The organism is Streptomyces sp. col6 (assembly GCF_008042035.1).
Taxonomy (GTDB): domain Bacteria; phylum Actinomycetota; class Actinomycetes; order Streptomycetales; family Streptomycetaceae; genus Streptomyces.
In genome coordinates, this window is record NZ_RDBL01000013.1 from 482,572 (window position 1) to 499,879 (window position 17,308).

Below are 17,308 nucleotides of genomic sequence, written 5' to 3' on the forward strand. Positions count from 1 at the left end.
CCCCACCCCCACCCCCGACCGCGAAAGCAGGCATTCGTGCTGACCGTGGACTTCACCCGCTTCCCGCTCGCCGCAGGCGACCGCGTGCTCGACCTCGGGTGCGGCGCCGGACGCCACGCCTTCGAGTGCTACCGGCGCGGCGCCCAGGTGGTGGCCCTCGACCGGAACGGCGAGGAGATCCGGGAGGTCGCGAAGTGGTTCGCGGCGATGAAGGAGGCCGGGGAGGCTCCCGAGGGCGCTACCGCCACCGCGATGGAGGGTGACGCGCTCAACCTGCCCTTCCCCGACGAGTCCTTCGACGTCGTGATCATCTCCGAGGTCATGGAGCACATCCCCGACGACAAGGGCGTGCTCGCCGAGATGGTCCGGGTGCTCAGGCCCGGTGGCCGGATCGCCGTCACCGTCCCGCGCTACGGCCCCGAGAAGGTCTGCTGGACCCTCTCCGACGCGTACCACGAGGTCGAGGGCGGCCACATCCGCATCTACAAGGCGGACGAACTGCTCGGCAAGATGCGCGGCGCCGGTCTCAAGCCGTACGGCACCCACCACGCGCACGCGCTGCACTCCCCGTACTGGTGGCTGAAGTGCGCGTTCGGTGTCGACAACGACAAGGCGCTGCCGGTGAAGGCGTACCACAAGCTCCTGGTCTGGGACATCATGAAGAAGCCCGCCCTGACCCGGGTCGCCGAGCAGCTTCTGAACCCCGTCGTCGGCAAGAGCTTCGTGGCGTACGCGACCAAGCCGCACCTGCCCGTCGCCGCAGCGGCAGCCGCCGAGGCCGAGGCGTGAGCCTTCCCGAGCGGACCGAACACCTCGTCCTGCCCGGAGTCCTCACCGCCGCGCAGGCCGCCGAGACCGTCACCGCGCTGCTCGCCACGCAGTGCGAGGACGGCGCGATCCCGTGGTTCCGCGGTCACCACCTCGACCCGTGGGACCACACCGAGGCCGCCATGGCCCTGGACGCGGCCGGCGAGCACGCCGCCGCGGAACGCGCCTACGAGTGGCTGGCCCGCCACCAGAACGAGGACGGCTCCTGGTACGCCGCTTACCACGACGGCGACCCGCTGCGGCCGACCGACCGGGGCCGGGAGACCAACTTCTGCGCCTACGTGGCCGTCGGCGTCTGGCACCACTACCTCGCCACCGGCGACGACGCCTTCGTCGACCGGATGTGGCCCACCGTCTACGCGGCCGTCGAGTTCGTCCTGCGGCTCCAGCAGCCCGGCGGCGAGATCGGCTGGAAGCGGGAGGACGACGGCACGGAGGTGACGGACGCGCTGCTGACCGGCTCCTCCTCCATCCACCAGGCCCTGCGCTGCGCGCTCGCCATCGCCGAACGCCGCGAGGAGCCCCAGCCGGACTGGGAGCTGGCGACCGGGGCGCTCGGCCACGCGATCCGCAGCCACCCGGAGCGCTTCCTGGACAAGAGCCAGTACTCGATGGACTGGTACTACCCGGTGCTCGGCGGCGCGGTCGCCGGGGTGGCGGCCAAGGAACGCATCGAGGAGGGCTGGGACCGCTTCGTCGTCCCGGGCCTCGGCGTGCGCTGCGTGCTGCCCAACCCGTGGGTGACCGGCGGCGAGAGCTGCGAACTGGCCCTGGCCCTCTGGGTGATGGGCGAGTCCGACCGGGCGCTGGAGATCCTCCAGTCCATCCAGCACCTGCGGGCCGAGGGCGGCCTCTACTGGACGGGGTACGTCTTCGAGGGCAACCGGGCGTTCTGGCCCGAGGAGCACACCTCGTGGACGGCGGGTTCGCTGCTGCTGGCGGTGGCCGCGCTCGGGGGGGACGAGGCGACCACCGCCGTGTTCAGCGGGGACCGGCTGCCGAAGGGGCTGGAGCCGGACTGCCGCTGCTGAGCGGCTGCGAGGGCCGCGTCAGCGCCGGACGCGGCCCGCCACGGCGTGCCCGATGAACAGGTACACCAGGGCGGCGAGGCCGTAGCCGGCGACGACGTTGGCCCACGCCTTGTCGAACGTGAACAGGTCGTACGACCAGCCCGCGAGCCACCTGGCGGCGTCCCGCACGAACTCGACCAGCTCGTTGCCGCGGTTCGCGTCGAGCAGGTACATCAGGATCCACAGGCCGATGATGAAGGCCATGACGTCCGCCACGAGGGCGATGACACGTGCTGCGGTGAAGCCGTTGCCTCTGCTGTAGGACATGGACTCCACGTTGCCTCTTTCCCCCGGCCGAAACCCATTGGCCGAACCCGTACGGGCGCGCAGCGGTGGCGGGTTGGCCGGAGCACGGCCAGCCTGGCGGGGAGTGCCGGGCCCCGGCACCCGTCCCGCCCCGCCAGGGAGGCCCGCCGTGCCCCGACCCGTACCGCTCCGCCGCCTGCTCGTCGCGCTGCTGCTGGCCTGCGCCGTGCTCGCGGGCACCACCGCGTGCGGGAGCGACGACGAGGACAGCGGCACGAGCAGTTCGGCCTCGCCCACCGGCACCTCGTCGGCCGAGGCACAGAAGTGGGCCAAGACCAGGTTCGTCGCCAACGCGGGGCTCGCGGCGGGCGCCACGTACCAGTGGATCGTGAAGCCGTACCGGGCCGGGAAGTTCAGGAAGGGCGCCGACGGACGCACCTTCGCGCTCGTCAAGGCGGGGCTCGCGGGCGGCTTCGCCTACAACCGGCTCAAGGCCGCGACGGAGAACGCCAAGGGCGACCCGCTGCTGTCGAAGGCCGTCGCCCCGCTCACCGCGGGCATCGCTTCGCTCAAGGGCCTCGGCACCAAGCTCCGCAAGGGCGAGGCGGGCGCCGGGGACATCGGCGCCTTCGAGGACGTCATCAGCGGTATCAAGGACGCCGGGAAGAGCGCGGGCGCCGAGGTGAAGGACAAGGTCCCGTCCACCTCGCAGCTCGGCGGATAACCGCATGTGAACGCGGTGCCGGTCGCACTAGGGTGCGATCATGGCTCTTCTTGCGCACGAGCGCTACTGCGAGGAAATCGTCCGGCTGACCGACGAGTTGAGGGCGGCGATCCGGGGAGCCGACCTCGGCGCGACCGTACCGACCTGCCCCGACTGGACCCTGCGCGAACTGGCCGAGCACGTCGGCCGCGCCCACCGCTGGGCCGGCGAGATCGTCCGCACCCGGGCCGCCGGACCGGTGGAGGACGACAAGGTTCCGACGAACAGCCCCGGGAGCGACGACCCCGCCGCGCTCGACGCCTGGCTCGCGGACGGGGCCGCCGACACCGCCGACGCACTCCGGGAGGCGGGGCCCGGCACCGAGGTGTGGACCTGGGCCTGGGACCACAGCACGGGCTTCTGGGCCCGCCGCATGGCCATCGAGACCGTCGTCCACCTCGCCGACGCGGCCCTCACCGCGAAGGTCCCGTACACGATGACGCCGGAGCTGGCGGCGGACACCGTCGAGGAGTGGCTGGAGATCGTCCGCTTCGCCCAGAGCCATGACGACCGCGAGGCCGCCGAGCTGCTCGGGGACGGACGCACCCTGCACCTGCACGCCACCGACGCGCCCGGTGCCGAATGGCTCATCGAGCTCGGCGCGGAGGGCATCACCTGGAGCCGCGAGCACGGCAAGGCGGACGTGGCGCTGCGCGGGCCGCTCACCGACCTGATGCTGGTCTTCAACCGCCGCCTCGCCCCGGACAGCGACCGTGTCGAGGTACTGGGCGACGCCGGGCTGCTGGACTTCTGGCTGGCGCGCACCTCCTTCGGCTGAGCGGACCGGCCGGTGTGCGGGCCGGGCCGTGCTGGGCCAAGCTGGACGGGCGGCCGCCGGCCGTCCCGTCCCGCGAGGAGGTGCCGATGGACCCGGTCCGGGCCCTGGAACGGATCGCCTTCCTGCTGGAGCGCGACAGGGCGGTCACCTACCGCGTCCAGGCCTTCCGCACCGCAGCCCGCACCGTCGCCGCGATGGACGACGGCGAGGTGGAGCGGCGTGCGGCCGACGGCTCGCTGGAGCGGGTCAAGGGCATCGGCGCCCGCACCGCCCAGGTGATCCGCGAGGCCGTGGCCGGGGAGACACCGGGCTATCTGGAGCGGCTGGAGTCCGGGGCTTCGAGCGCCGGACCCCTCGCGAAGGGCGGCGAGCACCTGCTCTCGCTGCTGCGCGGCGACTGCCACACGCACTCCGACTGGTCGGACGGCGGCAGCCCCATCGAGGAGATGGGCCGTGCGGCGGCGGAGCTGGGCCACGACTGGACGGTGCTCACCGACCACTCGCCCCGGCTCACCGTCGCGAACGGCCTCTCGCCCGAGCGGCTGCGCCGGCAGCTCGCCGAGATCGCCGAACTCAACGAGCGCTGGGCGCCGTTCAGGCTACTCACCGGCATCGAGTGCGACATCAACCTCGACGGCACCCTGGACCAGGAGGAGGACCTGCTCGAACAGGTCGACCTGGTCGTGGTCTCGGTCCACTCCAAGCTCCGCATGGACTCCGCCCCGATGACCCGGCGGATGGCCGCCGCCGTACGCCACCCGCAGGCCGACGTCCTCGGCCACTGCACCGGGCGCCTGGTCGCCGGCCGGGGCCGCCCCGAGTCGGCGTTCGACGCCGACGAGGTCTTCGCCGCCTGCGCCGAAGCGGGCACGGCCGTCGAGATCAACAGCAGGCCCGAACGCCTCGACCCGCCCCGCCGGCTGCTGCGCCGGGCCGTGGCGGCGGGCACCCTGTTCGCCGTGGACACCGACGCGCACGCCCCGGGCCAGCTGGACTGGCAGGCATACGGCTGCGCCCGCGCCGAGGAGTGCGAGGTCCCGCCGGATCGGGTGGTCACCACCTGGACGGCGGACGAACTGCTCCGCTGGACCCGGAAGGGCAAGGTCCCGAAAAGGGCGGCCGGTTGAGCCCGGCGGACACGGCAGCGGCCCCCCGCCCGGAGGGGGCGGGGGGCCGCTGGTGGACCGGGGCGCGTCAGCCGCGCTGGATGCCCGTGGTGTCCTGGAGGACGCCGCGACGCCCGTCCTGCGTCTGGGCGATCAGCGCCGCACCGCGCTGCTCGACCGCGAGGTACCAGGTGCCCGGCGCCAGCTCGGCGATCGGGGCCTGCGAACCGTCCTCGTTGTACAGCTGGCGGGCCACCGGCACCGCGAACCAGAACGGGGTGAAGTCGCCGGACTGCCCGCCGCCGGCCGCCGGCGCCTGCGGGGCCGGAGCCTTCTGCATGTCCTGCTGACCCGGCTGCTGCTGTGCACCGTACGGCTGCGGCTGGCCCGGCTGCTGACCGCCGAACGCCGGCTGCGGACCGCCCGGGTAGCCGTAGCCCTGACCGGGCTGGCCCCCGTACGGCGGCTGCATGGCCTGCTGGTTCGGGGTGCCCGCGAGCGGGGCCTTGAGGGCCGGGACCAGCGGGGAGGCCACCGCGCCCGCGGCCAGCGCCAGGGAGGCGATGAAGCCGAGGATCAGGCCCGCGCCCGCGTCGATCTGGCCGAGGTCGATGATCGTCCAGAACATGTTCCACGCCGTGAAGACGGTGGCGGCGACGCCGAACTGGGCGAGGTCGAGGCCCACGATCTTGCGCGGCTGGGGCTGCGAACGGGAGAGCACGATCAGCGCTGCGCCGATCACCCCGACCATGTAGACGCCGATGCCGTTCCCCAGGGAGTCCCAGGAGTTGGGGGCGTCGACGCTGGTGCTTCCGTAGTCGAAGTAGTCCAGGAACGAGGCGATGAACAGCACAACCGCTGCTCCGATCACCACGCCATCGCCTCGAGTGAGGGAGCGGATATTCACGTGAAGGTCCTTAGTCGGTCGTCTCGTCGGGGCGGTCGTCGTTGCCGCCGGATACTCGGCGGGGACGGCTTGAAGCTCGGGAACGGCTCCCCATCGTACGGATGAATCTATCGTCTGCTCGGGCGGGTTGTGTTCCTGCCCGGTTGCTGCGCGGACATCCTCCCGAATTCATCGCAGAATCACCCCTTGCTTACCCCTTGAGGTAGCTGCTGATGCCGTCCGCGATGCCCTGGGCGGCCTTCTGGCGCCAACCCGGGTCGGTGAGCAGGGCGGCGTCCTTGGGATCACGCATATTGCCGCATTCGATGAAGACTTTGGGCACGGTCGACAAATTCAGTCCGCCGAGATCCTTGCGGACGTCCAAACCCGTTTTGCCGCCCACGTAATTGGAAGGGGAACTTCCGGTACTGCGCACGAACAGACCGGCGATACGGGTGCCGAGGTCGCGCGAGGGGGCGACGATCTTCGAGGTGTCCGCGCCCCCGCCGCGCACGGACGCGGGAAGGATCACATGGAAGCCCCGGTTGCCGGCGGCCGATCCGTCCGCGTGGACCGAGACCACCGCGTCCGCGTGGGCCTTGTTGCCGATGCGCGCCCGCTCGTCCACGCACGGCCCGAACGCCCGGTCGCGGTCGTAGGTCAGGATCACCGTCGCGCCCTGGGCCTGCAGCAGCTTCCGCATCCGGTGTGCCACGTCGAGGGTGAACTCCGCCTCGGCGTACCCCCCGTTGGTGGCCGTCCCGGTGGTGTCGCACTCCTTGCGCCCGGTACCGATGTCGACCTGGCGGTTGATCTCGGCGGTGTGCAGGTGGTTGCTGGGGTTGTGACCGGGGTCGATGACCACGGTCCTGCCGGACAGCGGCCCACCGGGAGCGGGCGCGGTCTTCGAGGGGGGCTGCGCAGGGGACTTCGCCGGGGACTTCGACGGCGAGTGGGCGGCCTTCGTGGCCGCCGGTGACGGCGGAGCCGGTGTGGTGGCCGGGCCGCCGCTCGGCCCCTCCTGGGCCTGCGCGGCGGAGCCGCCCCCGCCGCCGCAGCCGGCCAGGCCCAGGCACAGCAGGGCAGCGGCGGCGAGCCGGAGCGGGCGGTGGGTGGGGGGAAGGCTCTCGTCGTGACGCACCCGGCGATGCTATCGGCCGGGCCCGGCGGTGTCCGGGGCGTCCATGAACCGGCCGGACCACCCCCGTACGGCTGCTGCCCTCAGATGCCGGGGCCCGTGCGGCGCAGCACCCGCAGCGAGTCCGTGACGGAGATCTCCGTGAAGGCCCCCGACTCCAGCGCCCGCAGATACACCCGGTACGGGGCCTGCCCGCCGTGCGCCGGGTCCGGGAACACGTCATGGATCACCAGCAGCCCGCCCGCGGCGACATGCGGGGCCCAGCCCTCGTAGTCGCCGTTCGCGTGCTCGTCGGTGTGGCCGCCGTCGATGAAGACGAAGCCGAGATCGCCGCCCCACACCGCCGCCACCTGCGGCGAACGCCCCACGAGCGCCACCACGTGGTCCTCCAGGCCCGCCGCGTGCAGCGTCCTGCGGAAGGTGGGCAGGGTGTCCATCCGGCCGACCTCGGGGTCCACCACGGTCGGGTCGTGGTACTCCCAGCCGGGCTGCTGCTCCTCGCTGCCCCGGTGGTGGTCGACGGTGAGCGCGGTCACTCCGGCGGCGCGCGCCGCGTCGGCGATCAGGATCGTGGAGCGCCCGCAGTAGGTGCCGACCTCCAGCAGCGGCAGGCCGAGCGCGGCGGCCTCGGTGGCGGCGTCGTACAGCGCGAGCCCCTCGACCACCGGCATGAAGCCCTTGGCGGCCTGGAACGCGGCGAGAATCTCCGGCTTGGGCTCGGCGGCCACGGTGTTCCTCCTGGTGGGACGGGTAGGGCGCCATCGTGCCGTACGCCCCCGCCGAAGGTACCGGCGGGGGCGCGAAGGGGAGCGGCGAAGGATCAGCAGCTCTGCCAGAGGCGGGTCATGACGCGGACGCCGAAGCGCAGGCCCTCCAGCGGGACGCGCTCGTCCACGCCGTGGAAGAGGCGGCCGTAGTCCAGGTCGTGCGGGAGCTTGAGGCCCTTGAAGCCGAAGCAGCGGATGCCCAGGTGCGTGAAGGCCTTGGCGTCCGTGCCACCGGGGTTGCAGTACGGCACCGGGTGGCCGTCCGGGTCCTCGGCGCGCACCGCCGCGCACATGGCGTCGACGAGCGGACCGTCGAACGTGGTCTCCATCGCGATGTCGTGGTTGACCCACTCCCGGCTCACCGAGGGCAGCAGCAGCCGGTCGATGGTGTCGATCAGCTCCTGCTCGTGACCGGGCAGGAAGCGGCCGTCGACGCGGGCGGTCGCCTTCCCCGGGATCACGTTGGTCTGGTAACCGGCGCTGAACATCGTCGGGTTCGCCGAGTTGCGCAGCACCACCTGCATGAAGTCGGCGACCGGACCCAGCCGGGCGAGGCTGCCCTCGATGTCGTCCTCGTCGAACGCGACGCCGTAGAGCCGGGCGGCCTCTTCGAGCAGCGCCCGGACCGGCTCGATCAGCCGGACGGGGAAGGTCTCGCGGCCGATCCGGGTCAGCGACTCGGCGAGGTCGGTGACCGCGTTCTCGTCGTTGGGCGAAGAGCCGTGGCCGGCCCGGCCGGTGGCGGTCAGCTCCATCCAGGCCATGCCGCGCTGGGCGTTCTCGATCGGGTACAGCCGGCGGGTGTCGTCGATCGCGAAGGAGAAGCCGCCGCCTTCACCGATCGCCTCGGTGACCCCGGCGAACAGCTCCGGGCGGTGCTCGACGAGCCAGTGCGCGCCGAACTTCCCGCCCGCCTCCTCGTCCGCGAGGAAGGCGATGACCAGGTCGCGCGAGGGCCGCGTACCGCTGCGGGCGAAGTGCCGGGCGGTGGCGAGCATCACCGCCACGGTGTCCTTCATGTCGATCGCGCCCCGGCCCCAGAGGTAGCCGTCGCGGATCTCGCCGGAGAAGGGCGGCACCTGCCACTCGGAGGCGTCCGCCGGGACCACGTCCAGGTGGCCGTGGACCAGCAGGGCGCCGCGGCCGGGGTCGAGGCCGGCGATCCGGGCGATCACGCTGGCGCGGCCGGGCGCCGACTCGACCAGCTCCGAGTCGATGCCCACCTCGGCGAGGCGGGCCACCACCCACTCGGCGCTCGCGCGCTCGGTGCCCGTCGGGTTGGAGGTGTCGAACCTGATCAGCTCGGCGCAGAGGGTGACGACCTCGTCCTGGGCCTCGTCGGAGGCCGGGACGAGTGCGGTGCCGGGTGCGGTGCTCATGCTGCTCCCACAGGGGTGGTGGTGCGGGTGGCCGGGGCTGTGCCGTCCGGCTCGTCGGCGAGGGCGGAGGTGCCGTAGGGCTTGATCCAGCCCAGCAGGCCCAGGGCGCTGTACAGGACGAAGGCGGTGGCCAGCGAGTTCAGGGCCGGGATGCCGCCGTCGTAGAACTTGCCGACGCAGAACGCGGCGATCCAGATCACGATCGACATCGGCACCCAGGTCGGCGAGTGCGCCGGCAGGGTCTGCGCCTGACGGGTCTCGTCCAGCGGCTTGCGCATCCGCTTCACGACCCAGTACTCGGCCACGATGATCCCGCCGATCGGCGGGATGGCGACGCCGAGGATCGTGAGGAACTCGGTGAAGTGGCTCATGATCCCGACGGCCGACAGGACCGTGCCCGCGATGCCGAGGACGATGGTGACCGCGCCGCGGTGGACGCGCTTGTTGAAGACGACCTGGAAGAAGTTGACGACGCCGAGCGAGGAGCCGTACAGGTTCCAGTCGTTGATCTTCGCCGTGGACATCAGGACGACGAGCACCCCGAAGGCGCCGGAGGTGGAGAGCACGATGTGCGAGACCTCGTTGCTCTTGACCAGGTGGCCCAGGAGCACACCGGTCAGGCCGACGATGTACTCGGAGAGGATCATCGACGAGGCGCTCTGCAGGAAGACGTGCGAGCCCTTGCGGTTGTAGCGGGTCATCTCCGGGGAGACGATCGCTCCCGTCATGTAGCCGCCCGCGATGGCGGTGGCGGCGACGGCCAGCGGGATGGTGTCGCCCGGCGGCGGGGAGTGGATCAGGTCGCTGAACGAGTGGTCGTTCAGGGTCCGGATGACGGAGAAGGCGACCATCGCGAAGAACAGCGGGGTGACGATCTTCGCGAAGTTCGCCATGTACCTGAACCCGAAGATGACCAGGGCGGTGATGGCGATGCCCGCGAGCACGCACCACATCCAGGCCGGACCGCCGACGAGCGCCGAGACGCTGTCGCCGAAGATCTTGTTCTGGACGCCGAACCAGCCGACCAGGCTGACCGCGATCACGAAGCTGACCAGCGCCGAACCGTTGCGGCCGAAGCCCACCCAGCGGGTCAGCATCGGGGTGGCCAGGCCCTCGCGCATCCCGGCCAGGCCGATCGCGAAGATCACCACCTCCAGGATCACCGCGCCCAGCGTGAATGCCAGGAACGCGTCGCCGAAGGTCATCCCGACGCCGATGGTGGCGCCGAGCGTGAACTGCGAGATCGAACCGGACTGGGCCAGCCACTGGAGGAGCATCGACCAGAAGCCGAACCGCTGGTCGCGCGGGACGCGGGAGAGCGCGTAGTCGTCGCTGCCGATGCTCTTGGGCGCGGGCGCGGGCGCGGGCGCGGGCGCGGGCGCCACGGCACCGGGCTGCGGGGTGGCTGCCATCAGGACTCCTGGGGGGTACGGCCGAAGGTCTGCAGGTGGGTCAGCGAGCCGTAGCGGCTGACGAGGTTGTCGAACTCCACCGCGTCGTGGAAGTCCAGCCGGCCGTCGCCGTAGGCCTTGGCGACCTCGACGGCGTAGCGGGCGGCGGACGCGATGTCACCCTCGTGACTCGCGCCGGTTCCGCACCCCGGCACCGCCGCGGCCGAGGTGATGGCCAGGCCGATCACGGGGGCCGCCGTCGCGGTGGAGGGCTGGAGGATCGAATTGATGTGGTGTGCACCATTACCGTACGGGGTGATGTCCTGGGTGGTCACCGGGTACGTGACCAACGGCTCACCGGTCACCACGGCCAGCAGCTCCCCCAGCTGCTCGTTCACGCGGAGCACCCAGCCCTCCTTGACGGTGGGCGACAGGGCGAGGCCCTTGTGGTTGATGATGCGGTTGCCCTTGGTGGTGTCGATGGAGAGCACGGCCTCCATCTCACCGGTCACCTCGTGCCGGTTCATCGTGGCGATGTCCACCGGCGAACCCATGAACGGCACCGGGTCGTGCGGCTCGGTCGGGGCGTCGGGGCAGATGTGGGTGGCGATGATCACGTCACCGGGCAGCACATCGCCCCGGCGGCGCATGTCGAGCAGCTTGGCGGCGGCGGCCAGCGCCGAGATCGCGCCGTCGGCGTCGGAGACCAGACCGGTCACCTCGGGCCGGGCGCCGATCCCGCCGAGCCGGCCGACGATGCCCAGGGTGCGGGCGTCGCCCCCGGCCGTGCGTCCGCGGGAGCCGGGGATGCGGACCGACACGAAGTCCGTCGAGCCCCGCTCACCGGCGACCGTGGTGACCTGCGCGGACGAGCCCTCGGCCCCCGCCGCGGCGTCCAGGTACTCGGCGACCGTCTTGCCATGGGCCTGGGGGTCGTCGAGCAGTTCGACGAGGTCCAGTACGTACTTCAACATGGGGGGCCTTTCTCGCGCATCCGTCACACCCGTCCGGAGCCCGCCAGGGAGCAGAGGCTCCGGACGGGGTGCTGAGAGCAGATTCGGGATCGGATAGCGTTGAGCGCAATGGTTTCCCGTTATCTGCAATTCGGGTCTGAATGGTGAGATGGCTATGGCGGAGTTCGATGTGGACCGGCGCACCCCTGCCGGGGCCCTGCAGACCGTGGACCGGGCGCTGCTCGTGCTGCTCGCGTTCGAACGGACCCGGCCCGACTGGGGTGTGACCGAGGTCGCGGCGGAGTTCGGCTGGGACACGTCGGTGGCGCAGCGGCTGCTCGCCACCCTCGCCGGGCGCGGCTTCCTGGTCTCCGACCCCGCCACCCGGCGCTACCGCATCGGCCCCGCCGTGCTGCGGCTCGGCCGCCTCTGGGAGCGGTCCGGGTCGCTGGAGCTGCTGGCCGGGCCGGTCCTGGAGGAGCTGCGCCGCGTCACCGGCGACACCGTGCTGTTCTGCCTGCCCGACAGCTTCCACATGCGGTGCGTGGCCGCCGAGGAGGGCGAGGCGGGACCGCTGCGCTACTACCCGCTGGTCGGTGAGCTCTACCCGGCGCACGCCGGGGCCACGTCCAAGTCCTTCTACGCCTACCTGCCCGACGAGCAGCGCCACCGGCTCTTCCGGGGCCGCCCCATGGCCCGCTTCACCGACCGGACGGTCACCGACCCGGACGCGCTGGAGCGGGAACTGCTCCAGGTCCGCGCCCAGGGGTACGCCTGGACGGTCGGCGAGTACGACACCGGCATCGCGACCGTCGCCGTACCCGTCTTCCTGGGCCGCGAACCGTACGGGAGCCTCAGCCTCGGCGGCGCCGAGGAACGGTTCGAAGGGGCGCCGGAGAACCGTCTCGAAGCGCTGCGGCACGCCGCCGCCCTCCTGGAGAAGCGCCTCACCCACCCGCCGCAGCGCCCCAAGCCCAAGGCCCGCCGTACCCCGACGGCCTGACCGGACAACCCCCCGAGGAAGTACCCCCGTGAATCTGCTCCTGCTCTCCAACTCCACCCAGCACGGCCGCGGTTACCTGGAACACGCCCTGGACACCGTCACCGCGTTTCTGCCTGCCGGCGCCCGCCTCGCCTTCGTGCCCTACGCACTCGCCGACCACGACACGTACACCGCGCGCGTCCGCGGCGCCCTGGAGCCGGCCGGGATCGCCGTCCACGGCGTCCACGAGCACGCGGACCCGGTGGCCGCGCTGGAGGCCGCCGACGCCGTGTTCATCGGCGGCGGCAACTCCTTCCGGCTGCTGAGCGCGCTGTACCGGACCGGGCTGCGGGACGCGGTCCGCGAAGCCGTGCGCGCGGGCCTGCCGTACATGGGGGCCAGTGCCGGGACCAACATGGCGGCGCCCACCCTGCGCACCACCAACGACATGCCCATCGTGCAGCCGCCGTCCTTCGCGACCCTGGGCCTCGTGCCCTTCCAGATCAACCCGCACTACCTGGACCCGGACCCGGCCAGCACCCACAAGGGCGAGACCCGCGAGGAACGGCTCACCGAATTCCTGGAGGAGAACGACGTCCCGGTCCTCGGCCTGCGCGAGGGCTCCTGGCTCCGCGTCGACGGTGCGGCGGCCCACGTCGAGGGCGCCCGCCCCGCCCGGCTGTTCACGCGGGGCACGGCGCCCCGGGAGCTGCCGGCGGGGACGGACGTGTCCTACCTGCTCACGACGGAACCGCGGTTCGACGCTCCGGCGCGCTGACGGCCCCCAGCACGAGGTCGGTGACCGCGGGGCCGCCCTGCGCCGGGCAGGCGCGCGGGGCGTGCCCCGTGGCGGACGCGGCCAGGACGTACGTGCCGGCCTCCGGCACGGCGAGCGCCCAGCGGCCCCACGTGTCCGTGGTGGTGAGCCCCGCCTGCCGGCCCTGCCGGTCGATCAGAGTCACATTGGCCCCGGCGACCGGGGCCCCGTCCGCGTCCAGCACCCGGCCGCGGAAGCCCTCGGGGCCAGGCAGGGGGAGCGGTTCGACGTCCTCGGCGGCGGCGCGCCGGGCCGCCGCGTCGCCCTCGCTGCTGGCCAGGAGCACCGGCGCGGTGGCCGTGCGCCGGGACGGCAGGAACGAGGCCAGGACGAGACCGGCGACCACCGCGCCCGTCGCGATGAGGAACGAGATCCGGAAGCCGTGCATGGTCGGCACCGTGACCGGGCCCATCCGGGTCGAGGTGTGCGCCAGGACCATGCCGATCACCGCGCTGGAGACCGAGGTGCCGATGGAGCGCATCAGGGTGTTCAGCCCGTTCGCCGCGCCGGTCTCGGAGGCGTCGACGGCCCCGATGATCAGGGCGGGCAGCGAGGAGTAGGCGAGCCCGATGCCGGCGCCGAGGAGGACGGCGATGATCACGGTCTGCCAGGCGGCGCTCATCAGGCCGAGCCCGGCCCCGTAACCGACCGCGATGACCAGCATGCCGAGCATCAGGGAGACCTTCGGGCCCTTGCGGGCGGAGATCCGGGCGTACAGCGGGGCGACGAACATCATCGTCAGGCCGAGCGGGGCCACGCAGAGCCCGGCGACCACCATCGACTGGCCGAGGCCGTAGCCGGTGGAGGTGGGCAGCTGGAGCAGCTGGGGCAGGACGAGGGAGACGGCGTAGAACGCGACGCCGACCATGATCGAGGTCAGGTTCGTCAGCAGCACCTCGCGGCGGGCCGTGGTCCGCAGGTCGACCAGCGGGGCGTCGCTGCGCAGCTCGAACAGCCCCCACAGCACCAGCACCACCAGTGACGCGGCGAGCAGGCCGAGCGTGGTGGGCGAGGCCCAGCCCCAGTCGGAGCCCTTGGTGATGGGCAGCAGCAGGAGGACCAGGCCGAGCGAGAGACCGAGCGCGCCGACGGTGTCGAAGCGGCCGGGGGCGCGCAGCGAGGTCTCGGGCACGGCGAACACGGTCAGCGCCATGGCCAGCAGGCCGAGCCCGGCGGCGCCGAAGAAGAGGGCGTGCCAGTCGGTGTGCTGGGCGACGAGCGCGGCGGCCGGCAGCGCGAGTCCGCCGCCCACCCCGATCGACGAACTCATCAGCGCCATCGCCGAACCGAGCTTCTCGCGCGGCAGCTCGTCCCGCATGATGCCGATGCCCAGCGGGATCGCGCCCATCGCGAAGCCCTGGAGGGCGCGGCCCACGATCATGACCACGAGGTCGTCGGTGAAGGCGCATATCAGGGAGCCGACGACCATCACGGCGAGGCTGGCCAGCAGCATCCCGCGCTTGCCGTACAGGTCTCCGAGCCGCCCCATGATCGGGGTGGCGACGGCTCCGGCGAGCAGGGTGGCGGTCATCACCCAGGTGGCGTTCGACGGATCGGTGTGCAGAAGGGCGGGCAGATCCTTGATGACGGGGACGAGCAGGGTCTGCATCACGGCGACGGTGATACCCGCGAAGGCGAGCACGGGGACGATCCCCCTGCCCGCCTTCGCGCGCGGATCGGGAAGCTCCGCGGCGGGCTGTTCGTGCGTCGTCTGTGGCATGCGTGCGGCCTCCGGGCAGCAGGGGTGAAAAAGGGGCAATACGGTCGTGCGGCCGGCGCCGAGGGCAGCGCCGACCGCCAAGTCTGTGCAGGGTGAACCTTCTTCGGCTACGGCGTATTCCGGGGCACGGGGTGCGAACGGGCCGAGGCCGCGCGCGGGGCGCGCGGGGGAGCGACCTGACGCTACGTCACATCGAGCGCCGGTCCTACGCCGCTGGACCGAGACCGACCGGACCCGGAAACCGATGTACGGGGCACACGGCGGCTGCGAGTATGACACCCATGGCTGACGTCTCCACACCCGCACCGCCCTCCGGCCGGATCAGAACCCGCACCTGGGCGGTGGTCCTCGCCGCCTGCGTCGGACAGTTCCTCGTGGTGCTCGACGTGTCCGTCGTCAACGTCGCACTCCCGTCCATGCGCGCCGACCTGGGGCTGAGCGCCACCGGGCTGCAGTGGGTGCTCAACGCGTACTCGATCGCGTTCGCCGGGTTCATGCTGCTCGGCGGGCGGGCCGCCGACCTCTACGGCCGCAAGCGGATGTTCCTCGTCGGCCTCGGCCTGTTCACCGCCGCCTCACTGGCCGGCGGACTCGCCCAGGAGGGCTGGCAGCTGCTCGCCGCCCGCGCCGCGCAGGGGCTCGGCGCCGCCGTCCTCGCCCCGGCCACCCTGACCCTGCTCACCGCCGCCGTCCCCGAGGGGCCCGCCCGCGCGAAGGCCATCGGTACCTGGATGGCGGTCGGCGCGGGCGGCGGCGCGGCCGGCGGGCTGGTCGGCGGAGTGCTCACCGACGCGCTGTCCTGGCGCTGGGTGCTGCTGATCAACGTGCCCGTCGGGGTGCTCGTGCTGACCGGCGCCGCGCTGTGGCTCGCCGAGGGCCGTACGGGCGGCCGCAGCCGCATCGACCTCCTGGGCGCCGTCCTCGTCACGGCGGGCCTCGCCTCCGTGGCGTACGGCATCGTGCAGACCGAGGAGGCGGGATGGACCGCCGCCGCGACCCTGGTCCCGCTGATCGGCGGACCCGCCCTGCTGGGTCTGTTCGTCCTCGTGGAGACCCGCACCGCCAAGCCCCTGATGCCGCTGCGGGTGCTCGGGACGCGGGCGGTGGCCTCCGCGAACGTCGCGATGCTGGTGATCGGCTCCGCCACGTTCTCGATGTGGTACTTCATGACGGTGTACGCGCAGAACGTCCTGGACTACAGCGCGCTGCAGGCCGGGCTCGCGCTGATGCCGTCCTCGTTCGCCGTCGTCATCGGCTCCAAGAGCGCGCCCCGGCTGATGGCCCGCGTCGGGGCGAAGAACCTCGCGCTCATCGGCACCGTCGTCGCCGCGGCCGGCTTCGGCTGGCAGTCCACGATGACCGTGCACGGCTCCTACCTCACCGCCGTCTGCCTGCCCGGCGTGCTCATGATGGCCGGTGCCGGGCTCGCCTCCACCCCGCTCGCCTCGCTCGCCACCTCGGGCGCCGCGCCGGGGGAGGCCGGTCTTGTCTCGGGCCTCGTCAACACCTCCCGCACCATGGGCGGCGCGCTCGGCCTGGCCGTGCTCTCCACGGTCGCCGCCTCCCGCACCGGGGGCGGGACGGACCCGGCCGCCCTGACCGCCGGATACGCGCTGGCCTTCCGCACGGCGGGCGGAGTCCTGCTCGGCGGCCTGCTCCTGATGCTGCTCTGGCTGCCGCGCCACCGCGCGCCGCAGATCACTTCCGTTCGTACAGCGTCACCCGACGTCCCCGCACCCGCTCGTCCGCGATCACGCTGAAGTGGTCCCGCAACACCGCGGCCTTCACCTTCTCGCGCCGTTCCGCTTCCGGCCGGGCCGCCTCCGGCGCGTCCGTGACCAGCAGGATCCGCGGCTCCGCCAGCATCGCGTCCCGTATCCGGGCCGGGCCGGCCTCCACCCCGTTGAGCGTGCCGGTCGCGAGCGGGCCCCGGGCCAGCGCTATGTCCCGCAGCCCCGTGAACGCCTCGGGTGAGACCAGGGCCGTGTCGCGCCGGGCCGACGGCAGGAAGACCACCGCTGTGCCCGGCTCCTTCAGCCGCCGTACGTCCGCCGTCACGGCCAGCACGTCGTCCACCCGGCTCGACGGCGCCCGCTTGGCCAGCGACTGCGGCAGCAGCGCCGCCACCGCACCGGCCAGCAGCACGGGTACGAGCCACCTCGACGCCGCCGGAAAGCGCGGCGCCGCCGCCCGTACGGCCGCGGCGAGCACCGCCCCCGCCAGCAGCGCCAGGCCCAGCATGCTGAACAGCACGTACCGGTCCAGGAACAGCGGCTTGACCAGCGAGATCGCGACCAGGCCCAGCTGAGGGACCGCCAGCAGCGGCAGCCCGACCGACGCCAGGGACAGCCGCCCCGCACCCGGCCGCTCCGCCACCGCCCCCAGGCCGCCGATCGCCAGCAGCACCGCGGGGCCGATCAGCATGTGCCAGGTCAGCGGAGGTATCCAGGACACCTGACCGGATTGGCGCGAGGTGTACAGGAT

The 17,308-nt window shown here is 72.5% G+C and carries 16 protein-coding genes and 1 pseudogene; 8 read left to right on the top strand and 9 right to left on the bottom strand.

The features are described from left to right. Nucleotides 1-36 precede the first annotated feature (36 nt). Nucleotides 37-789 carry a class I SAM-dependent methyltransferase gene (locus EAO73_RS18790; RefSeq protein ID WP_147972691.1) on the top strand — a complete coding sequence of 251 codons (753 nt, stop codon included), beginning with the start codon at nucleotides 37-39 and terminating at the stop codon, nucleotides 787-789. Beyond that, nucleotides 786-1,859, top strand: a complete 1,074-nt coding sequence (locus tag EAO73_RS18795; protein ID WP_147972692.1) for a prenyltransferase/squalene oxidase repeat-containing protein — start codon at nucleotides 786-788, stop codon at nucleotides 1,857-1,859. Before EAO73_RS18790 ends, EAO73_RS18795 begins: the two co-directional genes overlap by 4 nt. 18 nt (nucleotides 1,860-1,877) lie before the next feature. Here the strand turns inward: EAO73_RS18795 and EAO73_RS18800 are convergent, their stop codons facing one another. Continuing rightward, the gene (locus tag EAO73_RS18800) at nucleotides 1,878-2,165 is read right to left on the bottom strand and encodes a hypothetical protein (protein WP_147972693.1); all 288 of its coding nucleotides are present in this window, start codon (nucleotides 2,163-2,165) and stop codon (nucleotides 1,878-1,880) included. Between the two features lie 148 nt (nucleotides 2,166-2,313). On the opposite strand from EAO73_RS18800, the gene EAO73_RS18805 reads away from it, so the two are divergent. From EAO73_RS18805 to EAO73_RS18815, 3 genes are all read left to right on the top strand, one after another. Continuing rightward, nucleotides 2,314-2,868, top strand: a complete 555-nt coding sequence (locus EAO73_RS18805) for a hypothetical protein (RefSeq protein ID WP_147972694.1) — start codon at nucleotides 2,314-2,316, stop codon at nucleotides 2,866-2,868. A gap of 40 nt (nucleotides 2,869-2,908) precedes the next feature. Then, a complete protein-coding gene (locus EAO73_RS18810; RefSeq protein WP_147972695.1) occupies nucleotides 2,909-3,685 on the top strand; it encodes a maleylpyruvate isomerase family mycothiol-dependent enzyme in 777 nt (258 codons plus the stop codon). An 86-nt stretch (nucleotides 3,686-3,771) separates the two neighbouring features. Next, on the top strand, nucleotides 3,772-4,812 hold the full coding sequence (locus tag EAO73_RS18815; protein ID WP_147972696.1) for a PHP domain-containing protein: 1,041 nt from the start codon (nucleotides 3,772-3,774) through the stop codon (nucleotides 4,810-4,812). A 67-nt stretch (nucleotides 4,813-4,879) separates the two neighbouring features. On the opposite strand, the gene EAO73_RS18820 is transcribed toward EAO73_RS18815, so the two are convergent. The 6 genes from EAO73_RS18820 to EAO73_RS18845 all read right to left on the bottom strand — a co-directional run bounded on the left by EAO73_RS18820 (nucleotide 4,880) and on the right by EAO73_RS18845 (nucleotide 11,326). Continuing rightward, the gene (locus EAO73_RS18820; protein ID WP_147972697.1) at nucleotides 4,880-5,665 is read right to left on the bottom strand and encodes a DUF5336 domain-containing protein; all 786 of its coding nucleotides are present in this window, start codon (nucleotides 5,663-5,665) and stop codon (nucleotides 4,880-4,882) included. A 223-nt stretch (nucleotides 5,666-5,888) separates the two neighbouring features. After that, nucleotides 5,889-6,818: an N-acetylmuramoyl-L-alanine amidase gene (locus EAO73_RS18825; RefSeq protein ID WP_147972698.1), complete on the bottom strand. Its 930-nt coding sequence runs from the start codon at nucleotides 6,816-6,818 to the stop codon at nucleotides 5,889-5,891. Between the two features lie 80 nt (nucleotides 6,819-6,898). Beyond that, nucleotides 6,899-7,543, bottom strand: a complete 645-nt coding sequence (locus EAO73_RS18830) for a class I SAM-dependent methyltransferase (protein WP_147972699.1) — start codon at nucleotides 7,541-7,543, stop codon at nucleotides 6,899-6,901. A gap of 92 nt (nucleotides 7,544-7,635) precedes the next feature. Further along, nucleotides 7,636-8,961: a M20/M25/M40 family metallo-hydrolase gene (locus EAO73_RS18835; protein ID WP_147972700.1), complete on the bottom strand. Its 1,326-nt coding sequence runs from the start codon at nucleotides 8,959-8,961 to the stop codon at nucleotides 7,636-7,638. Further along, on the bottom strand, nucleotides 8,958-10,373 hold the full coding sequence (locus tag EAO73_RS18840) for a cytosine permease (protein ID WP_191134132.1): 1,416 nt from the start codon (nucleotides 10,371-10,373) through the stop codon (nucleotides 8,958-8,960). The genes EAO73_RS18835 and EAO73_RS18840 overlap by 4 nt, the downstream gene beginning before the upstream one ends. Then, on the bottom strand, nucleotides 10,373-11,326 hold the full coding sequence (locus EAO73_RS18845; protein WP_147972701.1) for a DUF1177 domain-containing protein: 954 nt from the start codon (nucleotides 11,324-11,326) through the stop codon (nucleotides 10,373-10,375). The genes EAO73_RS18840 and EAO73_RS18845 overlap by 1 nt, the downstream gene beginning before the upstream one ends. Nucleotides 11,327-11,474: 148 nt before the next feature. Here EAO73_RS18845 and EAO73_RS18850 point away from each other — a divergent pair, with 148 nt between their 5' ends. Together EAO73_RS18850 and pepE are read left to right on the top strand one after the other, a co-directional pair. Beyond that, nucleotides 11,475-12,308: an IclR family transcriptional regulator gene (locus tag EAO73_RS18850; protein WP_147972702.1), complete on the top strand. Its 834-nt coding sequence runs from the start codon at nucleotides 11,475-11,477 to the stop codon at nucleotides 12,306-12,308. 28 nt (nucleotides 12,309-12,336) lie between these two features. Beyond that, nucleotides 12,337-13,065 carry a dipeptidase PepE gene (gene pepE, locus EAO73_RS18855; RefSeq protein ID WP_147972703.1) on the top strand — a complete coding sequence of 243 codons (729 nt, stop codon included), beginning with the start codon at nucleotides 12,337-12,339 and terminating at the stop codon, nucleotides 13,063-13,065. Here the strand turns inward: pepE and EAO73_RS18860 are convergent. Next, a complete protein-coding gene (locus EAO73_RS18860; RefSeq protein WP_147972704.1) occupies nucleotides 13,028-14,824 on the bottom strand; it encodes an MFS transporter in 1,797 nt (598 codons plus the stop codon). The two genes, pepE and EAO73_RS18860, sit on opposite strands and share 38 nt — an antisense overlap. A gap of 272 nt (nucleotides 14,825-15,096) precedes the next feature. On the opposite strand from EAO73_RS18860, the gene EAO73_RS18865 reads away from it, so the two are divergent. Beyond that, on the top strand, nucleotides 15,097-16,584 hold the full coding sequence (locus EAO73_RS18865) for an MFS transporter (RefSeq protein ID WP_191134133.1): 1,488 nt from the start codon (nucleotides 15,097-15,099) through the stop codon (nucleotides 16,582-16,584). Here EAO73_RS18865 and EAO73_RS36620 read toward each other — a convergent pair. Beyond that, nucleotides 16,523-17,308 (bottom strand): annotated as a pseudogene (locus tag EAO73_RS36620) (hypothetical protein); the annotation flags it as partial. The gene EAO73_RS18865 and the pseudogene EAO73_RS36620 sit on opposite strands and share 62 nt — an antisense overlap.